We start from the raw sequence: 19359 nt of genomic DNA, 5'->3' as shown, positions 1-19359 counted from the left end.
GAGTGGATCACGAGCCGTCGCTCCGTTCTTCGGCCGCGGGCCCCGGCCGGGGCATCCGCCGCAACGCCGGCCGGCGCGAACGTTTCGTGCCCTTGATCCGGGCGGCCAGCGCCGCCGGCGTCGGCGCCTCGAACACCGCGCCCACCTCGACGTCGATGCCCAGCACGGTCCTGATCCGGCTCGTCAGTCGGGTGGCCAGGAGCGAATGACCGCCGAAGTCGAAGAAGGAGTCGTCCGGTCCGACCCGCTCCAGCCGCAGTACGTCCGCGAACAGCGCACACAGGGCCTCCTCTTCCGGCGTCGCCGGTGCCCGGGTCGAGGCGAACTGCGCGAAGTCCGGGGCGGGCAGCGCCCTGCGATGGACCTTGCCGCTCACGGTCAGCGGCAGGTCGGCCAGGATCAGCACCGCGGTGGGCACCAGGAAGTCCGGCACCGACTCGGCCACGAAGCGGCGCAGCGCGACCGGGTCCGGACCGGTGCCCGCGGCCGGCACGACGTAGGCGACCAGCCGCTTCTCTCCCGCCCGGTCCTCGCGCACGACGACCGCGACCCGGTCGACGTCCGGGTGCCGGCCGAGCACCGCTTCCACCTCTCCGGGCTCGATCCGAAACCCGCGCACCTTGACCTGATCGTCGACGCGGCCCACATAGTCCAACCGGCCGTCGCCGGACCAGCGCACCAGGTCGCCGGTGCGGTACATGCGCTCGCCGGGGCCGTCGAAGGGGTTCGGCACGAACCGGTCGGCGGTCAGGCCGGGACGATTCCAGTACCCGCGGGCCAGGGCCGCGCCGGCGATGTACAACTCACCGGTCACCCCCGGCGGAACCGGCCGCAGGGTTCGATCCAGCACGTACATCCGGGTGTTCCAGATCGGCGTGCCCAGCGGCGCGGTCGAGGACTCCCAGTGCGTCAGGTCCGCCGGCAGCGAGAAGGCGGTCACCAGATGCGTCTCGGTGGGACCGTAGAGATTGTGCAGCCGCACCTTCGGCCGCGCGGACAGGAACTCCCGGACCCCGGGGGTCAGTCGCAGCACCTCGCCGCCCTGTCCGATGTCGCGCAGTGCCGGCAGCGCGAGCCCCTGGGCCAGGGCCGCCTCGCATACCGCCTCCACCATCACGTTCGGCGCGCAGAACTGCTCCACCTCGTGCTTGTCCAGCCATCTGGTGAACGCCGCCGGGTCGCGCCGGACCTCGTCGTCGGGGACGACCAGGTGCCTGCCGGAGGTGAGGGTCTCGATGATCTCCCAGGCCGAGACGTCGAAGCTGATCGCCGCGAACTGCGCCACCGGGCCGCCGATGCCCGTCCGCTCCCGCCGGACCCACCGGGCGTGCGCCTGCACCAGGTTCACCATCGCACCCGTACCCATGGTGACGCCCTTGGGCCTGCCGGTCGAGCCGGACGTGTGGATCACATACGCCGGGTGCAGCGCCGACAACGGCCCGGTCCGTTCGTCGTCGCGCAGGTCGTCGGCCGACTCGGCGGCCGCCGCGGCGCCGGTCCGCGGCTCGTCCAGGAGCAGGCGCGGGACGCCGGGCGGCAGTTCGGCACTCGTGCGCACGGTGGTCAGCAGCAGGGCCGGCCGCACGTCGTCGAGGAGGAAGGCGATCCGCTCGGCCGGATACTGCGGATCCAACGGCAGGTACGCCGCACCCGCCTTGAGCACCGCCCACACCGCCGCCACCAGATCGAGCGAGCGCGGCACGGCCAGGGCGACCACGGATTCGGGCCCCACCCCGGCGGCCACCAGCAGCCTCGCCAGCCGGTTCACCCGGGCGTTGAACTCGCGGTACGTCATGCTCCCGTCGGGCGCGGTGACCGCCGTGCGCTCGGGGCCCCGCTCGACCCGGGACTCGAACAGGGCCGGCAGTGTGGTCGCGACGACCGGGTGATCCGTGTCGTTCCAGTCCCTCACCACCCGCTCGCGCTCGCCGGGCGCCCACAGTTCGAACGCGCCGATCCGGCGGGTGGGCTCGCTCACCACCTGTGCGAGCAGGCGCCGCAGCCGGTCCGCGATGGACGACGCCGTGCTCCGGTCGAACAGGTCGGTGCCGAAGAGCAGGGCGCCGCTCAGTCCGGTGGGGCCCTGCGACCCGGCGGACTCGTCGTCGAACTCCACCACCAGGTCGAACGGGGACATGCCGGTCCACACCGACTCGGGGTGCACCTCGATGCCGGGCAGCACCAGTTCGCCCGAGCGAGTGTTGCGCAGCACGAGCGCCACTTGGAACAGGGGATGCCGGGCCAGGGAACGCTCCACCGCCAGGTCGCCGACCAGCAGTTCGAAGGGGACGTCCTGGTGGGCGTAGGCGTCCAGGCAGGTTTCCCGCACCCGCGCGAGCAACTCGGTGAAGGTCGGATCTCCCGACAGGTCCGTACGCACCACGAGGGTGTTGGTGAAGAACCCCACCAGATCCTCCAGCGCGTCGTCCAGACGTCCGGCCACCGGCGCGCCGATGGGGACGTCGTCGCCGGCTCCGAGCTTGGACAGCAGCACGGACAGCACGGCCTGGAGCACCATGAACGTGCTCGCGTCGTGTGCCCGGGCCAGGTTCACCAGCCCCAGGTGCACGTGCGCCGGTATCTCCAGCGGAACCGAGTCGCCCGCGTAGGAGGGCAGGGCCGGCCTGGGCCGGTCCGACGGGAGACCGATCTCCTGCGGCAGCTCGGCCAGGGCCCGCCGCCAGTAGGCCAGTTGTCCGGCGTGGACACTCTCCGGATCCGCCGCCGAGCCGAGCCGGTCCCGCTGCCACAGGGTGTAGTCGGCGTACTGGACCGGGAGCGGCGCCCAGCCGGGGTCCCGTCCGGCGGCGCGCTCGGTGTACGCCCGGCCCAGATCGGCCAACAGCGGACGCAACGACCAGGCGTCGCCGGCGATGTGGTGCATCACCAGCAACAGGACGTGTTCCCTGGGCGACAGGGCGAGCAACCGCGCGCGCAGCGGGATCTCCGACTCCAGGTCGAACGCCTGTCGGGTGGACCGGGCAAGGTCCTGTGCCAGGTCGGCCGGGTCGATCGGCACCACGGGCAGGTCGAGGTCGATCGAGTCGGCGCAGAGCACGTGCTGATAGGGATGGCCGTCGTCGGCCGGGAACACGGTGCGCAGTACCTCGTGCCGGCCCACCAGGTCGCGCAGCGCGGCGTGCAGGGCGGCGATGTCCAGGGCACCGAGCAGACGCAGCCCCATGCCCTCGTTGTACGTGGCGACCGGTCCCTGGAACTGTCGAAGGAACCACAGTCGGGACTGGGCGAACGACAGCGGGATCCGGTCGGGCCGCACCGCCGGGACCAGTGCGGGCCGGGCCGGGCCGGCCGTGCCGAGCCGGGCGGCCAGCGCCGCGACGGTCGGTGCCTCGTACACGGTCCGAATACCCGTCTCCCGGCCCAGCACGGTCCGGATCCGGGTGAGCAGACGCGTCGCCGACAGGGAGTGGCCGCCCAGCGCGAAGAAGCTGTCGTCGACGCCGATCGAGGTCAGGCCCAGCACCTCGGCGAAGATCGCGCACAGCGCCTTCTCCGCGGGTGTCCCGGGTTCGCGTCCGCCGCTCGGGGCCTGGCGGGAAGGTGCGGGCAGGGCGCGTTCGTCCACCTTCCCCGCGGTGGTCAACGGCAGCGCGTCCAGCACGACGAAGGCGGCGGGCACCATGTAGTCGGGCAGGAAGTCGGCCACCTGCGCACGGATCGCGGCGATGTCCGGCCGCGCTCCCGCCGCGGGCACCAGGTAGCCGACCAGGCGCTTGTCGGTGCCGGGGTCCTCGCGCACCACGGCGATCGCGGCGGCGACGCCGGCGCACCGGGCCAGGGCGGCCTGCACCTCGCCCGGCTCGATCCGGAATCCGCGGATCTTGACCTGGCGATCCGCGCGCCCGACGAAGTCCAGATCGCCGTCCGACGTCCAGCGCACCAGGTCCCCGGTCCGGTACATCCGCGATCCGGGCGCGCCGAAGGGGTTCGGGACGAAGCGCTCGGCGGTGAGGCCGGGGCGCCGCAGATAGCCCCGGGCCAGGCCGGGTCCGGCGACGTAGAGTTCGCCGACGGCGCCCGGGGGCAGCAGGTGCAGACCGGCGTCCAGCACGTACGCCGTGGCGTGGGCGACCGGTGGGCCGATCGGCGGCGATCGGCCGTCGGAGGGCGCGACACACAGCTTCTGCGCGGCGTCGACGGTGGTCTCGGTGGGTCCGTATCCGTTCCAGAACTCTCGTCCTTCCGCGGCCCACTGGTCCACGAGCGTTGCCGGCACACGCTCGCCACCGGCGGACACCGTGCGCAGCGCGGGCAGTTCGTCGGGCCGCAGCAGATGCATCAGGGCCGGGGACAGATGCGCGACGGTGACCCGGTGGGCGGCCATCAGCCGTTGCAGGGCTTCGGCGTCGAGCCGTTGGTCGTCGTCGGCCAGCACGATCCGCGCCCCGGCGGCCAGGGAGACCCACAGTTCGAGCATGGAACCGTCGAAGGTGAAGGCGTACGCCGCCAGGACACGGTCCTGCTCGCCCACGCCGTACGCCCGGACGGCGTGCGCCACGTACCGGGCGATCGACCGGTGTTCGATCACCACCCCCTTGGGACGTCCGGTCGACCCCGAGGTGTAGATCACGTATGCCGGATGCGCCGGGAGGAGGTCGGGTGCGGGTGCGTCGCGTGACTCGGCGACGGGTGTCCGGTCGGCCGCGCCGGTGACCTCGTCCACCACCAGGCACCGTGGCCCGGTCCAGTCGGGTGGAAGTCCCCGCGCCAGGTCCGCCGTCGTCACCACCAGGGCCGGTCGCGCGTCGTCGAGCATGTACGCGATGCGCTCCGGCGGGTACCCGGGATCGATCGGCACGTAGGCGCCTCCGGCGGTGAGGATGGCCAGGAAGGCCACCACGCCCGCCGGGGAGCGGGGCAGCAGTACGGCCACGAACCGCTCGGGTCCGACGTCCCGCTCGGTGAGCACGCGGGCCAGCCGCCCGGCCCGGGCCCGGAGTTCGGCATACGTCAATAAGGTGTCCCCGTACACCAGTGCGGTCCGCTCCGGGGTGCGCAGGGCCTGCTCGGCGAGCAGCTCGGACAGGGTGCGCGGGGGGAGCGGTGCGGACGGCGGGTTCCACCGGGTCAGGAGCAGCCGCCGAACGGCGGCCGGCAGCACGTCGAGTCGGCCCACCGGGGTGTTGCCCGGCGTGTCGACGACGCGGTCGAGCGCTTCGTCGAGCAGGCGTGCGCAACCGGCGTGCGTGCGCTCGTCGAACCGGTCGGGGTCGGTGTCGACGGCCAGTTGCAGGCTGCCGTCGCGCGAGATGTCCCACAGGTTCAGGGAGATCTCCTCGAAGGGCCCGGTGGCGAGATTGTGGGCGACGAAGGGCCGGCCGGCGAGGGTGACTCGGTAGTCGAACGGCATGACGTTCAGGGAGACCGCCCAGGGCACCTCCCCCGGGGCGAGGCCGAGGTCGTGGCGGATGTCCTCGTAGCGGTATCGCTGGTGGCGCATCGCCTCCAGGACCTGGACAAGGCTTCGGTCGACCAGGTCCGCCAAGGTCGTCTCGGGGTGCACCGACAGGCGGATGGGGACCACGTTGGCCACGACTCCGGGAATCGTCTGCTCGATGCCGGGGCCGCGGCCGGGTACGGCGAAGCCGATGACCACGTCCGTCTCGCCCGTGGCCCGGGCGGCGAAGAGCGCGGTGGCCGCGACCGCGAGGCCGGCCAGGTTGGTTCCGAAGCCGCGGCAGGCGGACCGGAGTCGGTCGGCCGCCGCGGGGTCCAGGTTCCTCGTCTCGCGCCGGCGCGCGCGGGCCGGTCCTTGCGCCGCCCCGCCGGCCAGGGACACCGGTCGGGGCCGGTCCGCCAGCAGGTCGAGCCAGTACCGCCGGTCCTCGTCGAACGCGGGGGAGGCGCGGTACGCCGCATCGGCGTCGACGAGGGCCTGCACGGACTCGAAGGGTTCGCCGTCGGCCGAGCCGCCCTCGAACAGGGCGGTGTAGAGCTCGGCGACGCGGGCGACCACCAGGGGAAAGCCGAATCCGTCGTTCACGATGTGGTGGCAGCCCTGGTACCAGTGGAAACGCCGATCGTGCAGCTTGAAGAGCGCGAACGTGACGAGCGGCCCACGTTCGAGGTCGCGCGGGCGGGCCAGATCGGCGCTCATCCACTCCAGCGCGGCCCGGTGCGGGTCCCGGTCCGCGCTCACGTCGACGACGTGCAGGCGATGTTCGAGGTCCGGGTCGACCTCCTGGCGGAGCCCGTCCTCGTTCTCGAGGAATCTCAGCCGCAGGGTCTCCGCCTCGGACACGGTCTGCCGCAATGCCTCCTCGAACAGGCCGATGTCGAGGGAGCCGTCGATGTCGAGATACTCGCCCTCGTTGAGGATCGGGCTCTCGGGGTCGAATCGATGGGCGTACCACAGGCCCCTCTGCCCTGCCATGAGCTCGATACGTCCGACGCTGTGGTCCGACATCTCACACTCCAGATCGAGACGACGCTTGGCGAGGTGCTCCCTGCGGTGGGTCAGCCGGGGTGGTCGAGATAGGAGTCGAGTCCGCCGCTGCGTCGCACGTCGAGGGTGGCGCAGTGGAAGGAGCCACCGAAACTGTTGAAGTTGCGGAAGCCGCACGGAATGGGGGTGAAGCCCCACTCCTTCATCGCGGAGATCATCGGCTCGTCCTCGCGTTCGACCACGACGCGGTTCTCGTCCAGCATCAGGACGTTCATGTTGATCCACTTGCTGGTCAGGTAGAGCGGGTGACTGTCGGGAATCACCGGCCGGGGGGCGCGCATCACGTCCCAGCCCTTGAAGATCGCGGGTACCTTCGACACTCGCTCGGGGTGCACGAGCAGCTTCCCGGGAGCCAGCGGGGCCAGCGTGGCGTCGATGTGCATGGGGTGCGTGTCGTCGAACTCGAGGACGTGGACGCGGTATCGATCACCGAGATGGCGGCGCAGCCAGTCGATGCCGAACTCGTTCGTGACGTTGCTCTTCTGCGCGACGATGTCGCGCCCGAGTCGCAGGAAGTCGGCCGCGTCGAAGGTCGGCTCGAACTCGGTCACGATCAGCCGGGCCGGCATTCCCTCGGCCGGCTCGGTCCAGGTCGAGTCGTATTGTTCGTCGGTGAGTTCGGGCTTGGGTCCGGCGCTCCACCGGGCGCCGGTCCGGAAGTACTCCTTCAGGAGCGGCCGGTAGGCGAGGGTTTCGTAGTACCGGGAGCGCCAGGCCATCGGGCACTCGATGACGTCCTCGCCCACCACCAGGAGGCAATCCCGCGGCATGGCCGCGTACAGACCGGTGCTGGTCCAGTCGCGCGTGGCGTAGGGCGTGCGCTGCGCGACCGGCTCGGGGCGTCGGACCGTCACCCCTTCGGCTTCGAGGATGTGCACGAACTCGTCGAGTTCCTTGCGGGCCGCGGCGATCAGCTCCGCGGGAAACGGTTGCCCGCCGCGGCGGCGGAAGGTCTCGTGCTGGTGCGTCGGAATGACCGGTTCCAATGACGCGTGCCATGGGGGAAACGTGGCGTCGTCGACTATCCCGACAATCACTTCTTCGAGTGGATCCCACTCGGTATATGACGAGACGGAAGAATTTCCCGATAAGGGTATGTCTGCTGACGAATCGGACAACGTGAACTCCAGTCACTCTGCCGCATTCAGGTCCGACGGTCGCGCCAAGCCCTATCCAGGGAGACCGCAAGGCGGGCGGGGTGACATGAATTCAAGCCGCCGTCCCGGCGTGCCGAGTGGTCGGCGGCCCTGGTCGTCCAGGTGGGTCATGGTGAACCTGCCGTCGGTGTGGTCGCTCTGTCAACACGGCATCGATGTGACGCACATCACTTGCGTTACCCGATTGTGATCATGGATATTAAATGTCGCCTGTCGTAAATTTTTGTTTCTCACCATTTTGCGTGAGAGGGGTGGATGTGACGCCGGGGGACAGCGAAAGAGCGATAATCCACATATACAATTCCGCGGTGGCGGCTTCGGCCATCGGTGCCGCCTGGGAACTCGGTATGTTTGACGAGCTGCATACGCAGGGAATGCTCGACGTGCAGAATTTCGCGGCCGAACGGGGACTCGACACCGCTTCGGTTCTCGGCCTCTTTCGGGCACTGTCGGCGGTCGAGATCGTCGAGCGCGAAGATTTCAAGATATTACCGGGCGTCCACTTCTCCGAGGCATACCGAAACAAATCGTTCTTTCACTGGCTCACCAGGGGGAGTGCCGATCTGTTCCGGCGGGCGCCCGAGGTCGTGCGCACCGAGAACCGGGTGGGAGATTTCTGCCCGCGCGACAGCGCCGCCATCGCCTTCGCGTGCCGGGAGATCAGCAAATTCTGCTACGACCCCTGGTTCTGGCAGACGGTGCAGGGACTGGACTTCGACTTTCACGTCGTCGCCGACCTGGGCTGCGGCAGCGGCGAGCGGCTCATGCAACTCCTCGGCCGCCATCCGGGTACCCGGGCCGTGGGCATCGACATCGCCCAGCCGGCCGTACGGATGGCAACCGCCGCGGCGGCCGCGGCCGGCCTTGCCGACCGGATGACGTTCATGCAGGCCGACGTGCTGACGATGGCCCCGGTTCCGGCGTTCGACGAGGTCGAACTCCTGACCTGTTTCATGATGGGGCACGACTTCTGGCCCCGGCAAAGGTGCATCGAAAACCTTCGGCGGCTGCGCACCCTGTTCCCGCGGGCGCGCAGATTCCTGCTGGGTGACGCCACCCGCAGCGAGGGAGTCGCCGACCGTGACCTGCCGATCTTCGCGCTGGGATTCGAGGTCGCGCACGACATGATGGGCACCTTCATACCGACCGTGCGCGACTGGGAATCCGTTTTCGAGGAAGGCGGTTGGCGGCTCAGGAGTAAAAATTCGATCGACATCGCCGTCGGCGAGGTCATCTTCGAACTCGAAAGGCTCTGAGCCACGCAGGATGTCGGAACCGGGCCGACGGAGGCCGCCGGCCACCGGAGGGGATTCGTATGCCCGATCTCGAATCGGTGCCCGTTCTGCACCACATCGCGGTGCAGACGGACAACCTCGACAACTCGATTTCATGGTACGAGGACTTCTTCGGCGGCCGGCTGACCTGGGCGACGGACATATTCTCGGACCTGACCGTTTCCCGCCTGCCCGGCGTCGTGCGGATGGCCGAACTGGCCGTCGGGGCCGCGCACTTCCATCTCTTCGAACGCCGCACTCCCGCCGAGGGCCGGGCCGCGTCGGACGCACCTCGTTTCCAACACGTGTGCCTGAGCGTCGAAACGCCCGCCGAACTGCGCACCTGGCGCAGCCGTTGGTTGGAACTCTCCTGTTCGCACCGCTACGCGTTCGTCGACCCGGAGCAACCCACCGAGATCGTGACCGACGCGCAGGGCACCCAGAGTTTCTACTGTCTCGACGTGAACGGCCTGGAATTCGAGTTCACCTGCATCGGGGGAGCAGTGGGGGAAAACGCATGAGGCGCCCGTCGGCCGTCGCCGCACTCTCCCTGCCCGGCACCAACGGCTGGGACTTCGGCGACTACCCCTACGGCCTGGAACCGCTGACGATGCCGGCGCCGAACAGCGCCGCGCCCGACGGCGGCAGTCGCGACGAAGCCGACCTCGACGACGCGTGCCTGGGCTTTCTGGCCCGGGCCAAGGAGGGCTTCGGGATCACCCCGCCCGTCGACGACAGCCGCCTGGGGCAACTGTTCTGGTTTCGCTGGATCATCGGCCATCACGTCTCCTTCGTGATCTGGCGCCTGCTGGCGGACGAACTGTCGCGACTGTCCTCGAACCCGAAGGACCGCGAGGCCGCCTCGGTCGCCGTGACGGAATACGTGCGGGCGTACTGCGGGATGCTGCTGTACACGGGATCGTGCAACAGCGCCATCTACAACGCGGACATCCGACCGAGCATGCATCGGCTGCACAGCACCTTCAGCGGTACCTGGGCGCCGGACTACCCGCCGGTACGAAGCCTGTTCCGAGGCCGGAAACTGCCGCCCGTGGTCGCTTCCGAGCGGGAACGGCTGGTCCGACAGGTCGAGTTGAGCCACCGCATCCACCTGGGGGTCGCGGCCAAACTGGTGGAAGGCGGCAGGTCGCTGCTCCAGCAGTCGGTCGCGCAACGCGACGCCAACCAGCCCCGCATGTGGGAGGGGATCTTCGACTGCTACTTCCTGACCCTGCGGGCGCCGACCACGCGGCAGGAGATCCTGGCGCAATTGCTGCGGCGCAATAAGGCCATCGTGATGGACCTCGCCACGAACGGCCTGTACCCGGGGTCGCCGGAGAGCCGGGACGAGACATTGGCGGAGATGCGACACCCCGACATCGTGGAGTGCGAGGAGGATCTGCCCCCCTCGCTCTTTCGCGTCGCCGGTCTGGCCGCCGGCTTCTCCGCGGCCCGGGTGGCCAAGGAGATGACCGCCTCGTGAGCGCCATGCGGCACGGGGTGATCCTGCTGCCCGAGCAGCGCTGGTCGCACGCGCGACGACTGTGGACGCGGGCCGAGGAACTCGGCTTCGACCACGCGTGGACCTACGACCACCTGATGTGGCGATGGTTGCGCGAAAAGCCCTGGTTCGGCGCCGTCCCCACCCTGGCGGCCGCGGCCGAGGCCACCTCCCGGATCGGACTCGGGACGATGGTCGCCGGCGCGTCCTACCGACACCCGGTGACCTTCGCCAAGGAATTGATGACCCTCGACGACATCTCGGACGGCCGGCTGATCTGCGGACTCGGCGCCGGCGCCGCAGGCCACGACGATCGGGTCCTGGGCCACACACCGCCGTCCCCGGCCGAACGCCACGACCGTTTCGCGGAGTTCGTCGAAATGACCGACCTGCTGCTGCGCCGACGGGTGACCGACCACCGGGGTGCGTGGTTCGAAGCCCACGGCGCCTTCATGGTGCCGGGCTGCGTCCAGCGCCCGCGCCTGCCCCTGGCCATCGCCGCGACCGGCCCCCGAGGCATCCGGCTGGCGGCCCGCCACGCCGACATCTGGGTGACGGCCGGCGACCCCGGCTGGGGTGAACCGAGCGGCTACGCACCGGCGATCGCGAAGCTTCGCGCACAGGCGCACGCCCTCGACGCGGCGTGCGCGGACGTCGGCCGCGACCCCTCGACGGTGCGCCGCCTGGTCGTCACCGGCGCGATGATCACCGGCGTGATCGATTCGGTGGACGCCTACGAGGACGCCTGCGGGCTGTTCGCGGACATCGGCTTCACCGACCTGGTCGTCCATTGGCCCCGAGCCGACTTCCCCTACCGGGGCAGCCCCGAGGTCGTGGAGCGGATCGCCGGCAAGCTCTTCACGTCGACGGGCACACGATGATCGGCTACGAGCTCGTCAACATGTTCACCGACCGTCCCTTCGCGGGCAGCGCCCTGGCCGTGGTCCCCGACGCGACGGGACTGTCGTCCGCCGTGATGCGGTGCGTCGCGGCGGAACTCGGCGCCGCGGAAACCGCCTTCGTCCTCCCCGCGACCTCGCCCCACGCGTCGTACCGGGTGCGCGTCTTCGGTCCGGACGCCGAATCACCGCACGGCGCGCATTCCGGCGTGGGGACCGCCGCCACGCTGGCTCGGTTGGGCCGCGTTCCCACCGGCCGGCTGATGCAGGAATGTGGCACCGGACGCCAGGTGCTCGCGGCGCGAGCCGACCGCGCCACCCTGTACGCGACCGGGCCGGTGCGCGGCGAGCCGCTGGATCGGCAACCACTGCTCGACGCGGTGGGGCTGACCGAGGCGGACCTCGCCGATGCGGACGGCGACGGCGGGCCGCGACTGGCGGGCTTCGGCGGGGGCTTCGCGGTGCTCCCGGTCCGCGCCGACGCGATCGCCCGGGCCCGACCCGACTACGCGCACATGCGCGACGTCGCTCTGCCGGCCCTGTGCCTGTTCACCTGGGAACCGGCCGATCGCCTCGCCCGGGCCCGGCTGTTCGCCCCCGGCTTCGGCATCCCCGAGGACCCCGCCTGCGGACCGGTGGCCATGGCCCTGGGCGGGTGGCTGATCGTCGCCGGCCGACTGCCCGCCACGAACGGCGAGCACGGATACACGGTCCGCCAGGGAGCCGAGGCGGGCCGCCCCGCACTGCTCGAGTGCACGGTGACGGTCGAGAACGGCCTCGTGGTGCGCGGCAGCGTGACCGGCCGGGTGACACCGGTCGCCTCCGGACACCTCGCGGACCCCGTCGAATCCCCTTGACCGACCCCTCGGAAGGACGTCTCGTGCTGCATCGTCCGGAACTGCACGGCACCGCATGCGCGGTCTCCTCCACGCACTGGCTCGCTTCGGCGGCGGGCGTGGCGATGTTCGACCGCGGCGGGAACGCGTTCGACGCCGCCACCGCCGCGGCCCTGGTCATCCAGGTGGTGGAGCCGCATCTCAACGGCCCCGGCGGAGACGTCCCGATCATGGTCCACGACGCGGCGACCGGGTCGACCCAGGTCGTCTGCGGACAGGGTCCGATGCCGCGGCAGGCGACGCCCGAGGCGTTTCGCCGGCGCGGGCTGGCGGTGATACCCGGCTCCGGACTGCTGGCGGCCACCGTGCCCGGGGCCTTCGGCGCCTGGATGCGCCTGCTGCGCGACTTCGGCCGGCTGACGGTACAGGACGTGCTGGAGCCCGCGATCGGCTACGCCGAGGACGGATATCCGCTGCTGCCCAAAACCGCCGCAATGATCGAGGTGATGGCGCCGCTCTTCCGCGACGAGTGGACCGAGTCCGGCCGTACCTATCTGCACCACGGCGCGGCTCCCGCGCCCGGCGCCCGGATGCGCAATCCGGCGCTGGCCCGGACGTATCGCCGCATCCTCGCCGAGGCCACGGCGGGCGGACGAACGCGCGAGGCACAGGCGGACGCCGCGATCTCGGCCTTCTACGAGGGATTCGTCGCCGAGGCCGTCGACCGGTTCATGGCGACCGAGGAGCCGATCGACTCCACCGGCCGGCACAACGGCGGCTTGCTCACCGGTGACGACCTGGCCGGTTGGCGGGTTCCCGTCGAGGCCACCGTGGCCCTCGACTACCGCGGTCACAGCGTGCACAAGGCGGGTCCCTGGTCCCAAGGCCCGGTCTTCCTCCAGCAACTGGCCCTGCTGGAGGGCTTCGACATCAACGCGATGGGCTTCGGGAGCGCGGACCACGTGCACACCGTGATCGAGTCCGCCAAGTTGGCCTTCGCGGACCGGGAGGCGTGGTACGGCGACCCGGAGCACGCCGACGTGCCGCTGGCCGGCCTCTTCGACCCCGCCTACGCGGCGGCCCGCCGGACCCTGATCGGAGCCGAGGCGTGCGATGTCCTGCGCCCCGGCTCCCCCGACGGTCGAAAGCCGTGGATTCCCCCGGTACTGGACGTGTCCGCCTCCTCCGGCGACCCGGACTGGCTGCGGCAGTTGGCCGACGGCATCCCGACCGTCCTGCAGCGGACGGCGGCGAAGGGCGACACGTGCTGCGTGAGTGCGTCCGATCGCGACGGCAACATGGTGGTCGCCACCCCCAGTGGCGGGTGGCTCAAGAGCTCGCCGGTGGTCCCCGGTCTCGGATTTCCGCTGGGCACCCGAGGCCAGATGGCCTGGTTGGACGAGGGACACAACAACTCCGTCGCTCCCGGCAAACGGCCCCGTACGACGCTCAGTCCGACCTTGGCGCTCCGGGACGGCGCGCCCTGTCTGGCCTTCGGTACGCCCGGGGGCGACCAACAGGACCAGTGGACCCTGAACTTCTTCGTCAACCACGTCGACTTCGGCATGAGCCCCCAGCAGGCGGTGGAAGCGGCGACCTTCCACACCGATCACGTACCGAGCTCGTTCACGCCCCGTCGGGCGCGGCCACTGGCCGCGGTCGTGGAGCAGGACGGGTTCGATCAGGCCGTCCTGACCGAGCTTCGCCGGCGCGGCCACGAGGTGCAGACGGTCGCGCCGATGACCCTGGGCAAGGTGTGTGCCACGGGCCCGGACTCGCACGGCGGCGTGCTGGCGGCGGCGAGTCCGCGTGGGCAACAGGCGTACGCGGTCGTTCGGTGACCGTGGCCGGGCGCGGTGGGAGCCGCGCCCGGCCTTGTGGAAAGCGATGCCCGGTCACCGGGGGAGGGGCGGATCGTCGACCGGATCCGGATCGGCTGCGCCGTCGAGTCCGGCGGGTCGGCTTCGCACCGCCTCGAGACTCGCCAACCTGGGGACCACGACGAGGGACGTGAGCAGGACGACACCGCCGAGAATGGCGGGGGTGCGCACGGAGAACGCGGAACCGAGCCAGCCGCTGAGCCCGGCGCCGACCAAGATCCCCAGACGGCTCAGCAACAGGTAGCAGCTGTTGACCCGACCGAGAAGCCGACGCGGTACGACCCGTTGCCTGAGGGAGACCACCTGCACGTTCCAGGTCACCACACCGAAACTGGCCACGGCATACAGGACGGCCGCCAAGGCCACGGAGGAGCCGACCCCCAGACCCAGCAGTGAGGCTCCCATAAGGAAGAAGGACAGACCGATTCTGGACGTCAGGCCGAGGCGGTTGCGCAGCCGGCCCGAGGTGACGCCGGCCAACGCTCCGCCGACGGCACCCGAGGCCAACACCATGCCGTACGCCACGGGCGACGCCCCCAGGGTCTTCGTCAACAGCAGCACCAGCATGGTGACCGCCAGATAGAAGGCCATCGACGCCACCGCTGCCACGATGGCCAGCAGCCGAATCCCGCGGTGCGTCCAGGTCCAGCGAACGCCCTCGCGGATGTCGGCCGCCACCGGGCGACGAGGTGACGGCGTGCTCGCGCTCGACCGACCCAACGCGGCCACCAGGGCGGCGGCCAGGACGAAGGAGACGCCGTCCACGGCGAACGGGTACCCCGCGCCGACAACGAACAGGGCGGAGCCCAGCAGCGGGCCGACGAAGTGTCCGCCGACAATGAGACCGCCCTCCAGACGACCGTTGGCGGCCTCGAGTTGCTCGGGCCGCACCACATCCGGCAGGGCGGACGTGGACGCGTTGACGAAGACCGTCTCGCCGCATCCGAGCACGAAGGCCAGCAGGACCGGCACCACCAAGGGCGGGCTCGTGACCAGCACCCACGCCGCGAAGCCCAGGACCACCACGGCGCGCACCAGGTCGACCTGCCACATCAGGCGCCGCCGGTCGAACCGGTCGGCCAGGACACCCCCCACCAAGGACATCACCAGCCAGGGCAGCGTTCCGGCCACCGTCACCAACGCCACGGCTCTCGGTGACGACGACACCGTGGCGACCAACAAGGGCAGGGCCGCGTCCCGCATGCCGTCACCCACGGCGGAGACCGACGAGGCCGACCACAGCAGCGTGAACTTCCTGCCCAGCCTCGACGCCGAAAGCCCCTGCGATGCCGCCGGTTTCGCCGTAGTCACCGCCCCAGTCTGGCAGCCGGCCGGCCCCGACGAATGGGAGACGAGAGGGATGGCACCCGGCAGACACCCACACGACGACGGCGCGACCAACCCCCGTGCGGCAGCAGCCGCTTCGGATGCTCGGCCCGCACCATGGTGGCCAGGGTTGTGCACGGCGCCTACACACGTCGTCGCCACCTTCGGCGACATGATCCTGACCATCACCGGGACCGGCCCGCTCGCGCGGACACCTTGTCGAAGACTCCCGTCGTCCGGCCCGTGTCCGGCGCCGGCCGGTCGAGGCTTGCCCCGAGACTCCTCGACGCTGGTACCCGCCACGGCGTCGCGCTCGACGATGCCCTTCGTCGTCGGCGCGAACGGGGGCCGGGGCCGAGCGGACGAGAGTCGGCCACGTGGTCGTGGCGGGGGCGTACAAGGTGACGCTCCGGTGGGTGTGGCGCGGTTCGCGCATGATGCGCGCGACGGGGGAACGGCGGTGGCCGACGGTCGCGATGGGTTCGAGGTGCTCACGTCGTCGATGCCGCCGGAGCCGGGATCGGGCATCCGCGTTCCTGCCGGGAACCGTCCACGGGCCGCGATGTGAGAACCGGACCCGCGTGCCGTGAGCGGGGGTGGGTGGGCCAGAATGGGCCGATGCGTTCGATGCCCAACCAGCCGCTGATCCTGCCGGCGGGTGCCAATACGGTGGTGCCCACCGGAGTTCTCGACGTCACCGTGACGTTCACGCCCCGGCCGGGTACGCCCGCCCCGGACCTGTGCGCGCTGCTGCTCGGCACCGACGGACGCGTGCGTTCGGACGCCGACTTCGTCTTCTACAACCAGCCGTCGGGCGCCGGCGGCGCGGTGCGCTGCGTCGAGGTCTCGGGAGAGGGCGGCGCACGGGCGGCGGTCCGGGTTTCGCTCGGCGAGCTACCGCCCGACGTCGAGCGTGTGCTGGTCGCGGCGTCGGCCGACGGCGGACGTTTCGCCGATGTCACCGACCTGGCCACGCACGTCGTGCGGGTCGATGCCCACGACCCACACGGTTCGGGCGCGTTCGCGGCGCACTGCCCGGGCTCCGGCGGCGGCACGGAAACGCTGCTGGTCGTGGTCGAGTTCTACCGCCGTCAGGGCGAGTGGAAGCTGCGGTCCGTCGGGCAGGGCTATGCCACCGGCCTGGCGGGACTGGCCACCGACTACGGGGTGGACGTCGCCGACGACTCGGCGCGGTCGGCGACCGCCCACACGGTGGGCGGTGCCGCGGCGCCGACCGGGGGCCGTCCCGCGCCGGCCCCCGTGTCACCGCCCGCCGCGACGGGCGCGAATCCCACCCGGGACACCGCGGCCCTGCCCGCCGACCTCGCCCGGCGGATCGACCTGCGCAAGGAGCGGGTGGCGGTGTGTCTGGAGAAGAAGGGACTCGCCGGCACCCGGGCACACGTGGTGCTCGTCCTGGACGCCTCCGGGTCCATGTACGACGTGTACCGGCAGGGCACCGTCGCGCGCATGCTGGAGCGCCTGGCGCCGGTCGCGGCCCGCCTCGACGAGGACGGCGCCCTGGACGTGTGGTTGTACGCCGACCGCGCGCGCCGGCTACGCGACCCGTTGCGCATACCCGAACTCGGGCGCTGGATGAAACAGTTCCGCAAGTGGCCGGACAACGTCGGCGTCGGCAACGACGAACCCGTGGTGATGCGCGAGTTGGTGTCCGCCTATCGCCGCTCCGCAGACGGACTGCCCACCCTCGTCCTGTTCGTGTCCGACGGCGACGTGTGGGCCGACGACGAGATGGCCCGCATCCTCACCTCCGCCGCCGAACACCCGGTGTTCTGGCAGTTCATCGGACTGGGGAACAGCCAATACGGCGTCCTCGAACGCCTCGACACCCTGCCCGGGCGCATCGTCGACAACTGCAACTTCTTCGCCCTCGACGACATCGACTCGGTCACCGACGACGACCTGTACGACCGCCTGCTCGGCGAGTTCCCCCACTGGCTTGCCGCAGCCCGCACGGCACGACTTCTCGGCTGATCGCGCCGGCGCCGCCACCTCGCGGGACGGACCGGCGCCGGACCGCCTCACGCTCGCCCTCGACCCGGCCCACCGGACCCTGCGCGTTCGGGCGGACTACCTCGCGCGTCGGGCCGCGATCGGTCGGGTCCGTGGGCCGTTGTTCCTGTAGGAGTCGGCGATGGCCTTGTGGTGGTAGGTCACTTCGGCGACGAGGAAGTCGAGGAACTTTTCCGCGAAGTCGGGATCGAGCTTGGCGCTCTCGGCGAGCGGGCGCAGCCGTTGGATCTGGGTCGTCTCGCGGGCGGGGTCCGCAGGCGGCAGTCGGTGCTCGGCCTTGAGCACACCGACCCGCCTGGTGCACTTGAACCGCTCGGCGAGCAGATGGATCAAGGCGGCGTCGATGTTGTCGATGCTGTCACGCAGTTCGAACAGTTCGGCGGGCTTTTCGGACGCCTTGCCCGATCGATCGTCGGTGGTTCGGTTGGCCAGGAGGGGTGACCCGGACTGCGACTTCGCCTGCGTTCGACGGTTCATCGGTGCCTTCTCGGGAGGTACGGGTGATTGTTGTGGAGGGGTGTTCGGGGACGTGTCGGCCCAGGGCAAAGCCGGGTGTCGGGGCCGCGTAGTGGTCGCTGCCGCGGACGGCGGCGTACGGCTCGACGCGCCGCGCCTCGCTGTGGAACCGCCGGATCCGGATGTAGCCGTCCGGGTCCTCCTCGTCGATACACGCCACCCGTGAACGCGGGCGACGGACGGCCCGGCGGACGGTCGGCGGAAGTCCGTCGCGGCGCCGGAACCAGCGGCCTGGCCGAGCCCGTCGCCCCGGAGCGAGCACTGTGCATGCCGGTGCCGTCGTCACTGTGGCGACTGTCGGCGCGCCGCCCGGGTTTCGGTGGGGCGTCGGCGGAGTTCGGGCTGTGTGAGTGCGGGTGGGATGTGGGCGACGTCGATGGGTCCGACGTCGGTTCCGGGTGGCACGATCTCGTCGATGCGGTCGAGGAGGTCGTCGTCGAGGAGGGTGTCCGCTCCGGCGAGGAGGTCGTCGAGTTGGTCGGGGGTGCGTGGGCCGATGATCGCGGAGGTGACCGCGGGGTGGGCGGTGACGAACGCCAGGGCGAGGTGGGGCAGCGACAGCCCGGCCTGCTCGGCGATCCGGGCCAGGGCTTCGACGGCGTCGAGCTTGCGTTCGTCGGTCATGTGGCCTCGCGCCCAGTGCAGGCGCCCGGCCGAGGCCGTTTCCCCGCTGCCCCTGCGGAGGCGACCGGCGAGCAGGCCCATGGCCAGCGGGCTCCACACCAGGACACCCAGCCCGTGGCGTTCGCAGACGGGCAGGATCTCGCGTTCGATCCCGCGGTTGAGGATCGAGTAGTGCGGTTGTTCGGTGCGGAAGCGGGCCAGCCCGCGCTGTTGGGCCACCCATTGGGCTTCGACGATGTCGGAGGCGGGGAGGTTGGAGTGGCCGATCGCGCGGATCTTGCCCGCCCGTATCAGGTCGGTCAGCGCGCCGAGGGTTTCCTCGATGTCGGTGCCGGGTTCGGGGTGGTGGGCCTGGTAGAGGTCGATGTGGTCGACGCCCAGGCGGCGCAGGGATCCTTCGACCGCGGAGACGATCCATCGGCGGGAGTTGCCGCGCCGGTTGGGGTCGGTTCCCATCGGGCCGTTGAATTTGGTGGCCAGGACGACGTCGTCGCGGCGGCCGCGTAGGGCCTTGCCGACGATTCTCTCGGTTTCGCCGTCGCCGCCGTAGACGTCGGCGGTGTCGATGACGTTGATGCCGGCGTCGAGGGCGCGGTGGACGATGCGGACGCAGTCGTCGGGGTCGGGGTTGCCGTACGGGCCGAACATCATCGTGCCCAGGGTGTAGGCACTGACCTGGATGCCGGTCCGGCCGAGGGGGCGGGTTCGCATGGTTTCTCCTCGGGGTGGGGGTGTGGGGGGGCCGCCGGCCCCCCCCCCCCGGGGGGGAGGGGGGTGGCCGGGGGTGTGGAGGGGGAGGAGGACAAAAAAAGTGGGACCACCCAGGGCGGGGACCACACCAAAACC

At 70.8% G+C, this 19359-nt stretch carries 12 protein-coding genes; 7 read left to right on the top strand and 5 right to left on the bottom strand.

The window, feature by feature from the left end:
• Positions 1-7 precede the first annotated feature (7 nt).
• Positions 8-6394 carry an amino acid adenylation domain-containing protein gene (locus ACFRCG_RS35285; protein WP_380039133.1) on the bottom strand — a complete coding sequence of 2129 codons (6387 nt, stop codon included), beginning with the start codon at positions 6392-6394 and terminating at the stop codon, positions 8-10.
• An 83-nt stretch (positions 6395-6477) separates the two neighbouring features.
• Positions 6478-7503, bottom strand: coding sequence for an amidinotransferase (locus ACFRCG_RS35280; protein WP_380039131.1), 1026 nt, complete (start codon positions 7501-7503; stop codon positions 6478-6480).
• 428 nt (positions 7504-7931) lie between these two features.
• Between ACFRCG_RS35280 and ACFRCG_RS35275 the strand changes: the two genes are divergently transcribed.
• From ACFRCG_RS35275 to ACFRCG_RS35250, 6 genes are read left to right on the top strand one after another with little or no spacing between them, the layout of a single operon-like run.
• The gene (locus ACFRCG_RS35275; protein ID WP_380039129.1) at positions 7932-8879 is read left to right on the top strand and encodes a methyltransferase domain-containing protein; all 948 of its coding nucleotides are present in this window, start codon (positions 7932-7934) and stop codon (positions 8877-8879) included.
• 59 nt (positions 8880-8938) lie between these two features.
• On the top strand, positions 8939-9418 hold the full coding sequence (locus ACFRCG_RS35270) for a VOC family protein (protein WP_380039127.1): 480 nt from the start codon (positions 8939-8941) through the stop codon (positions 9416-9418).
• Positions 9415-10380, top strand: a complete 966-nt coding sequence (locus ACFRCG_RS35265; RefSeq protein WP_380039125.1) for a hypothetical protein — start codon at positions 9415-9417, stop codon at positions 10378-10380. The genes ACFRCG_RS35270 and ACFRCG_RS35265 overlap by 4 nt, the downstream gene beginning before the upstream one ends.
• A gap of 5 nt (positions 10381-10385) precedes the next feature.
• Complete coding sequence (locus tag ACFRCG_RS35260; protein WP_380039236.1) at positions 10386-11279, top strand: LLM class flavin-dependent oxidoreductase; 894 nt, start codon at positions 10386-10388, stop codon at positions 11277-11279.
• On the top strand, positions 11276-12154 hold the full coding sequence (locus ACFRCG_RS35255) for a PhzF family phenazine biosynthesis protein (protein ID WP_380039123.1): 879 nt from the start codon (positions 11276-11278) through the stop codon (positions 12152-12154). Before ACFRCG_RS35260 ends, ACFRCG_RS35255 begins: the two co-directional genes overlap by 4 nt.
• Positions 12155-12177: 23 nt before the next feature.
• Positions 12178-13974 (top strand): gamma-glutamyltransferase family protein, encoded by a 1797-nt coding sequence (locus ACFRCG_RS35250; protein WP_380039121.1) that lies wholly within the window; start codon positions 12178-12180, stop codon positions 13972-13974.
• A 54-nt stretch (positions 13975-14028) separates the two neighbouring features.
• Here the strand turns inward: ACFRCG_RS35250 and ACFRCG_RS35245 are convergent, their stop codons facing one another.
• Positions 14029-15324: an MFS transporter gene (locus ACFRCG_RS35245; RefSeq protein ID WP_380039119.1), complete on the bottom strand. Its 1296-nt coding sequence runs from the start codon at positions 15322-15324 to the stop codon at positions 14029-14031.
• Between the two features lie 633 nt (positions 15325-15957).
• Between ACFRCG_RS35245 and ACFRCG_RS35240 the strand changes: the two genes are divergently transcribed.
• Positions 15958-17334: a VWA domain-containing protein gene (locus ACFRCG_RS35240; protein WP_380039117.1), complete on the top strand. Its 1377-nt coding sequence runs from the start codon at positions 15958-15960 to the stop codon at positions 17332-17334.
• A 96-nt stretch (positions 17335-17430) separates the two neighbouring features.
• Here ACFRCG_RS35240 and ACFRCG_RS35235 read toward each other — a convergent pair whose 3' ends face one another.
• Positions 17431-17850, bottom strand: coding sequence for a chorismate mutase (locus tag ACFRCG_RS35235; RefSeq protein ID WP_380039114.1), 420 nt, complete (start codon positions 17848-17850; stop codon positions 17431-17433).
• A gap of 321 nt (positions 17851-18171) precedes the next feature.
• On the bottom strand, positions 18172-19224 hold the full coding sequence (locus tag ACFRCG_RS35230; RefSeq protein ID WP_380039112.1) for an aldo/keto reductase: 1053 nt from the start codon (positions 19222-19224) through the stop codon (positions 18172-18174).
• Between the last annotated feature and the right edge of the window lie 135 nt (positions 19225-19359).

The sequence above is a fragment of the Embleya sp. NPDC056575 genome (assembly GCF_042793325.1).
Classification (GTDB): Bacteria; Actinomycetota; Actinomycetes; order Streptomycetales; family Streptomycetaceae; genus Embleya.
Note: the sequence above shows the minus strand (reverse complement) of the source record. Positions and strands in the feature narration are given on the sequence as shown.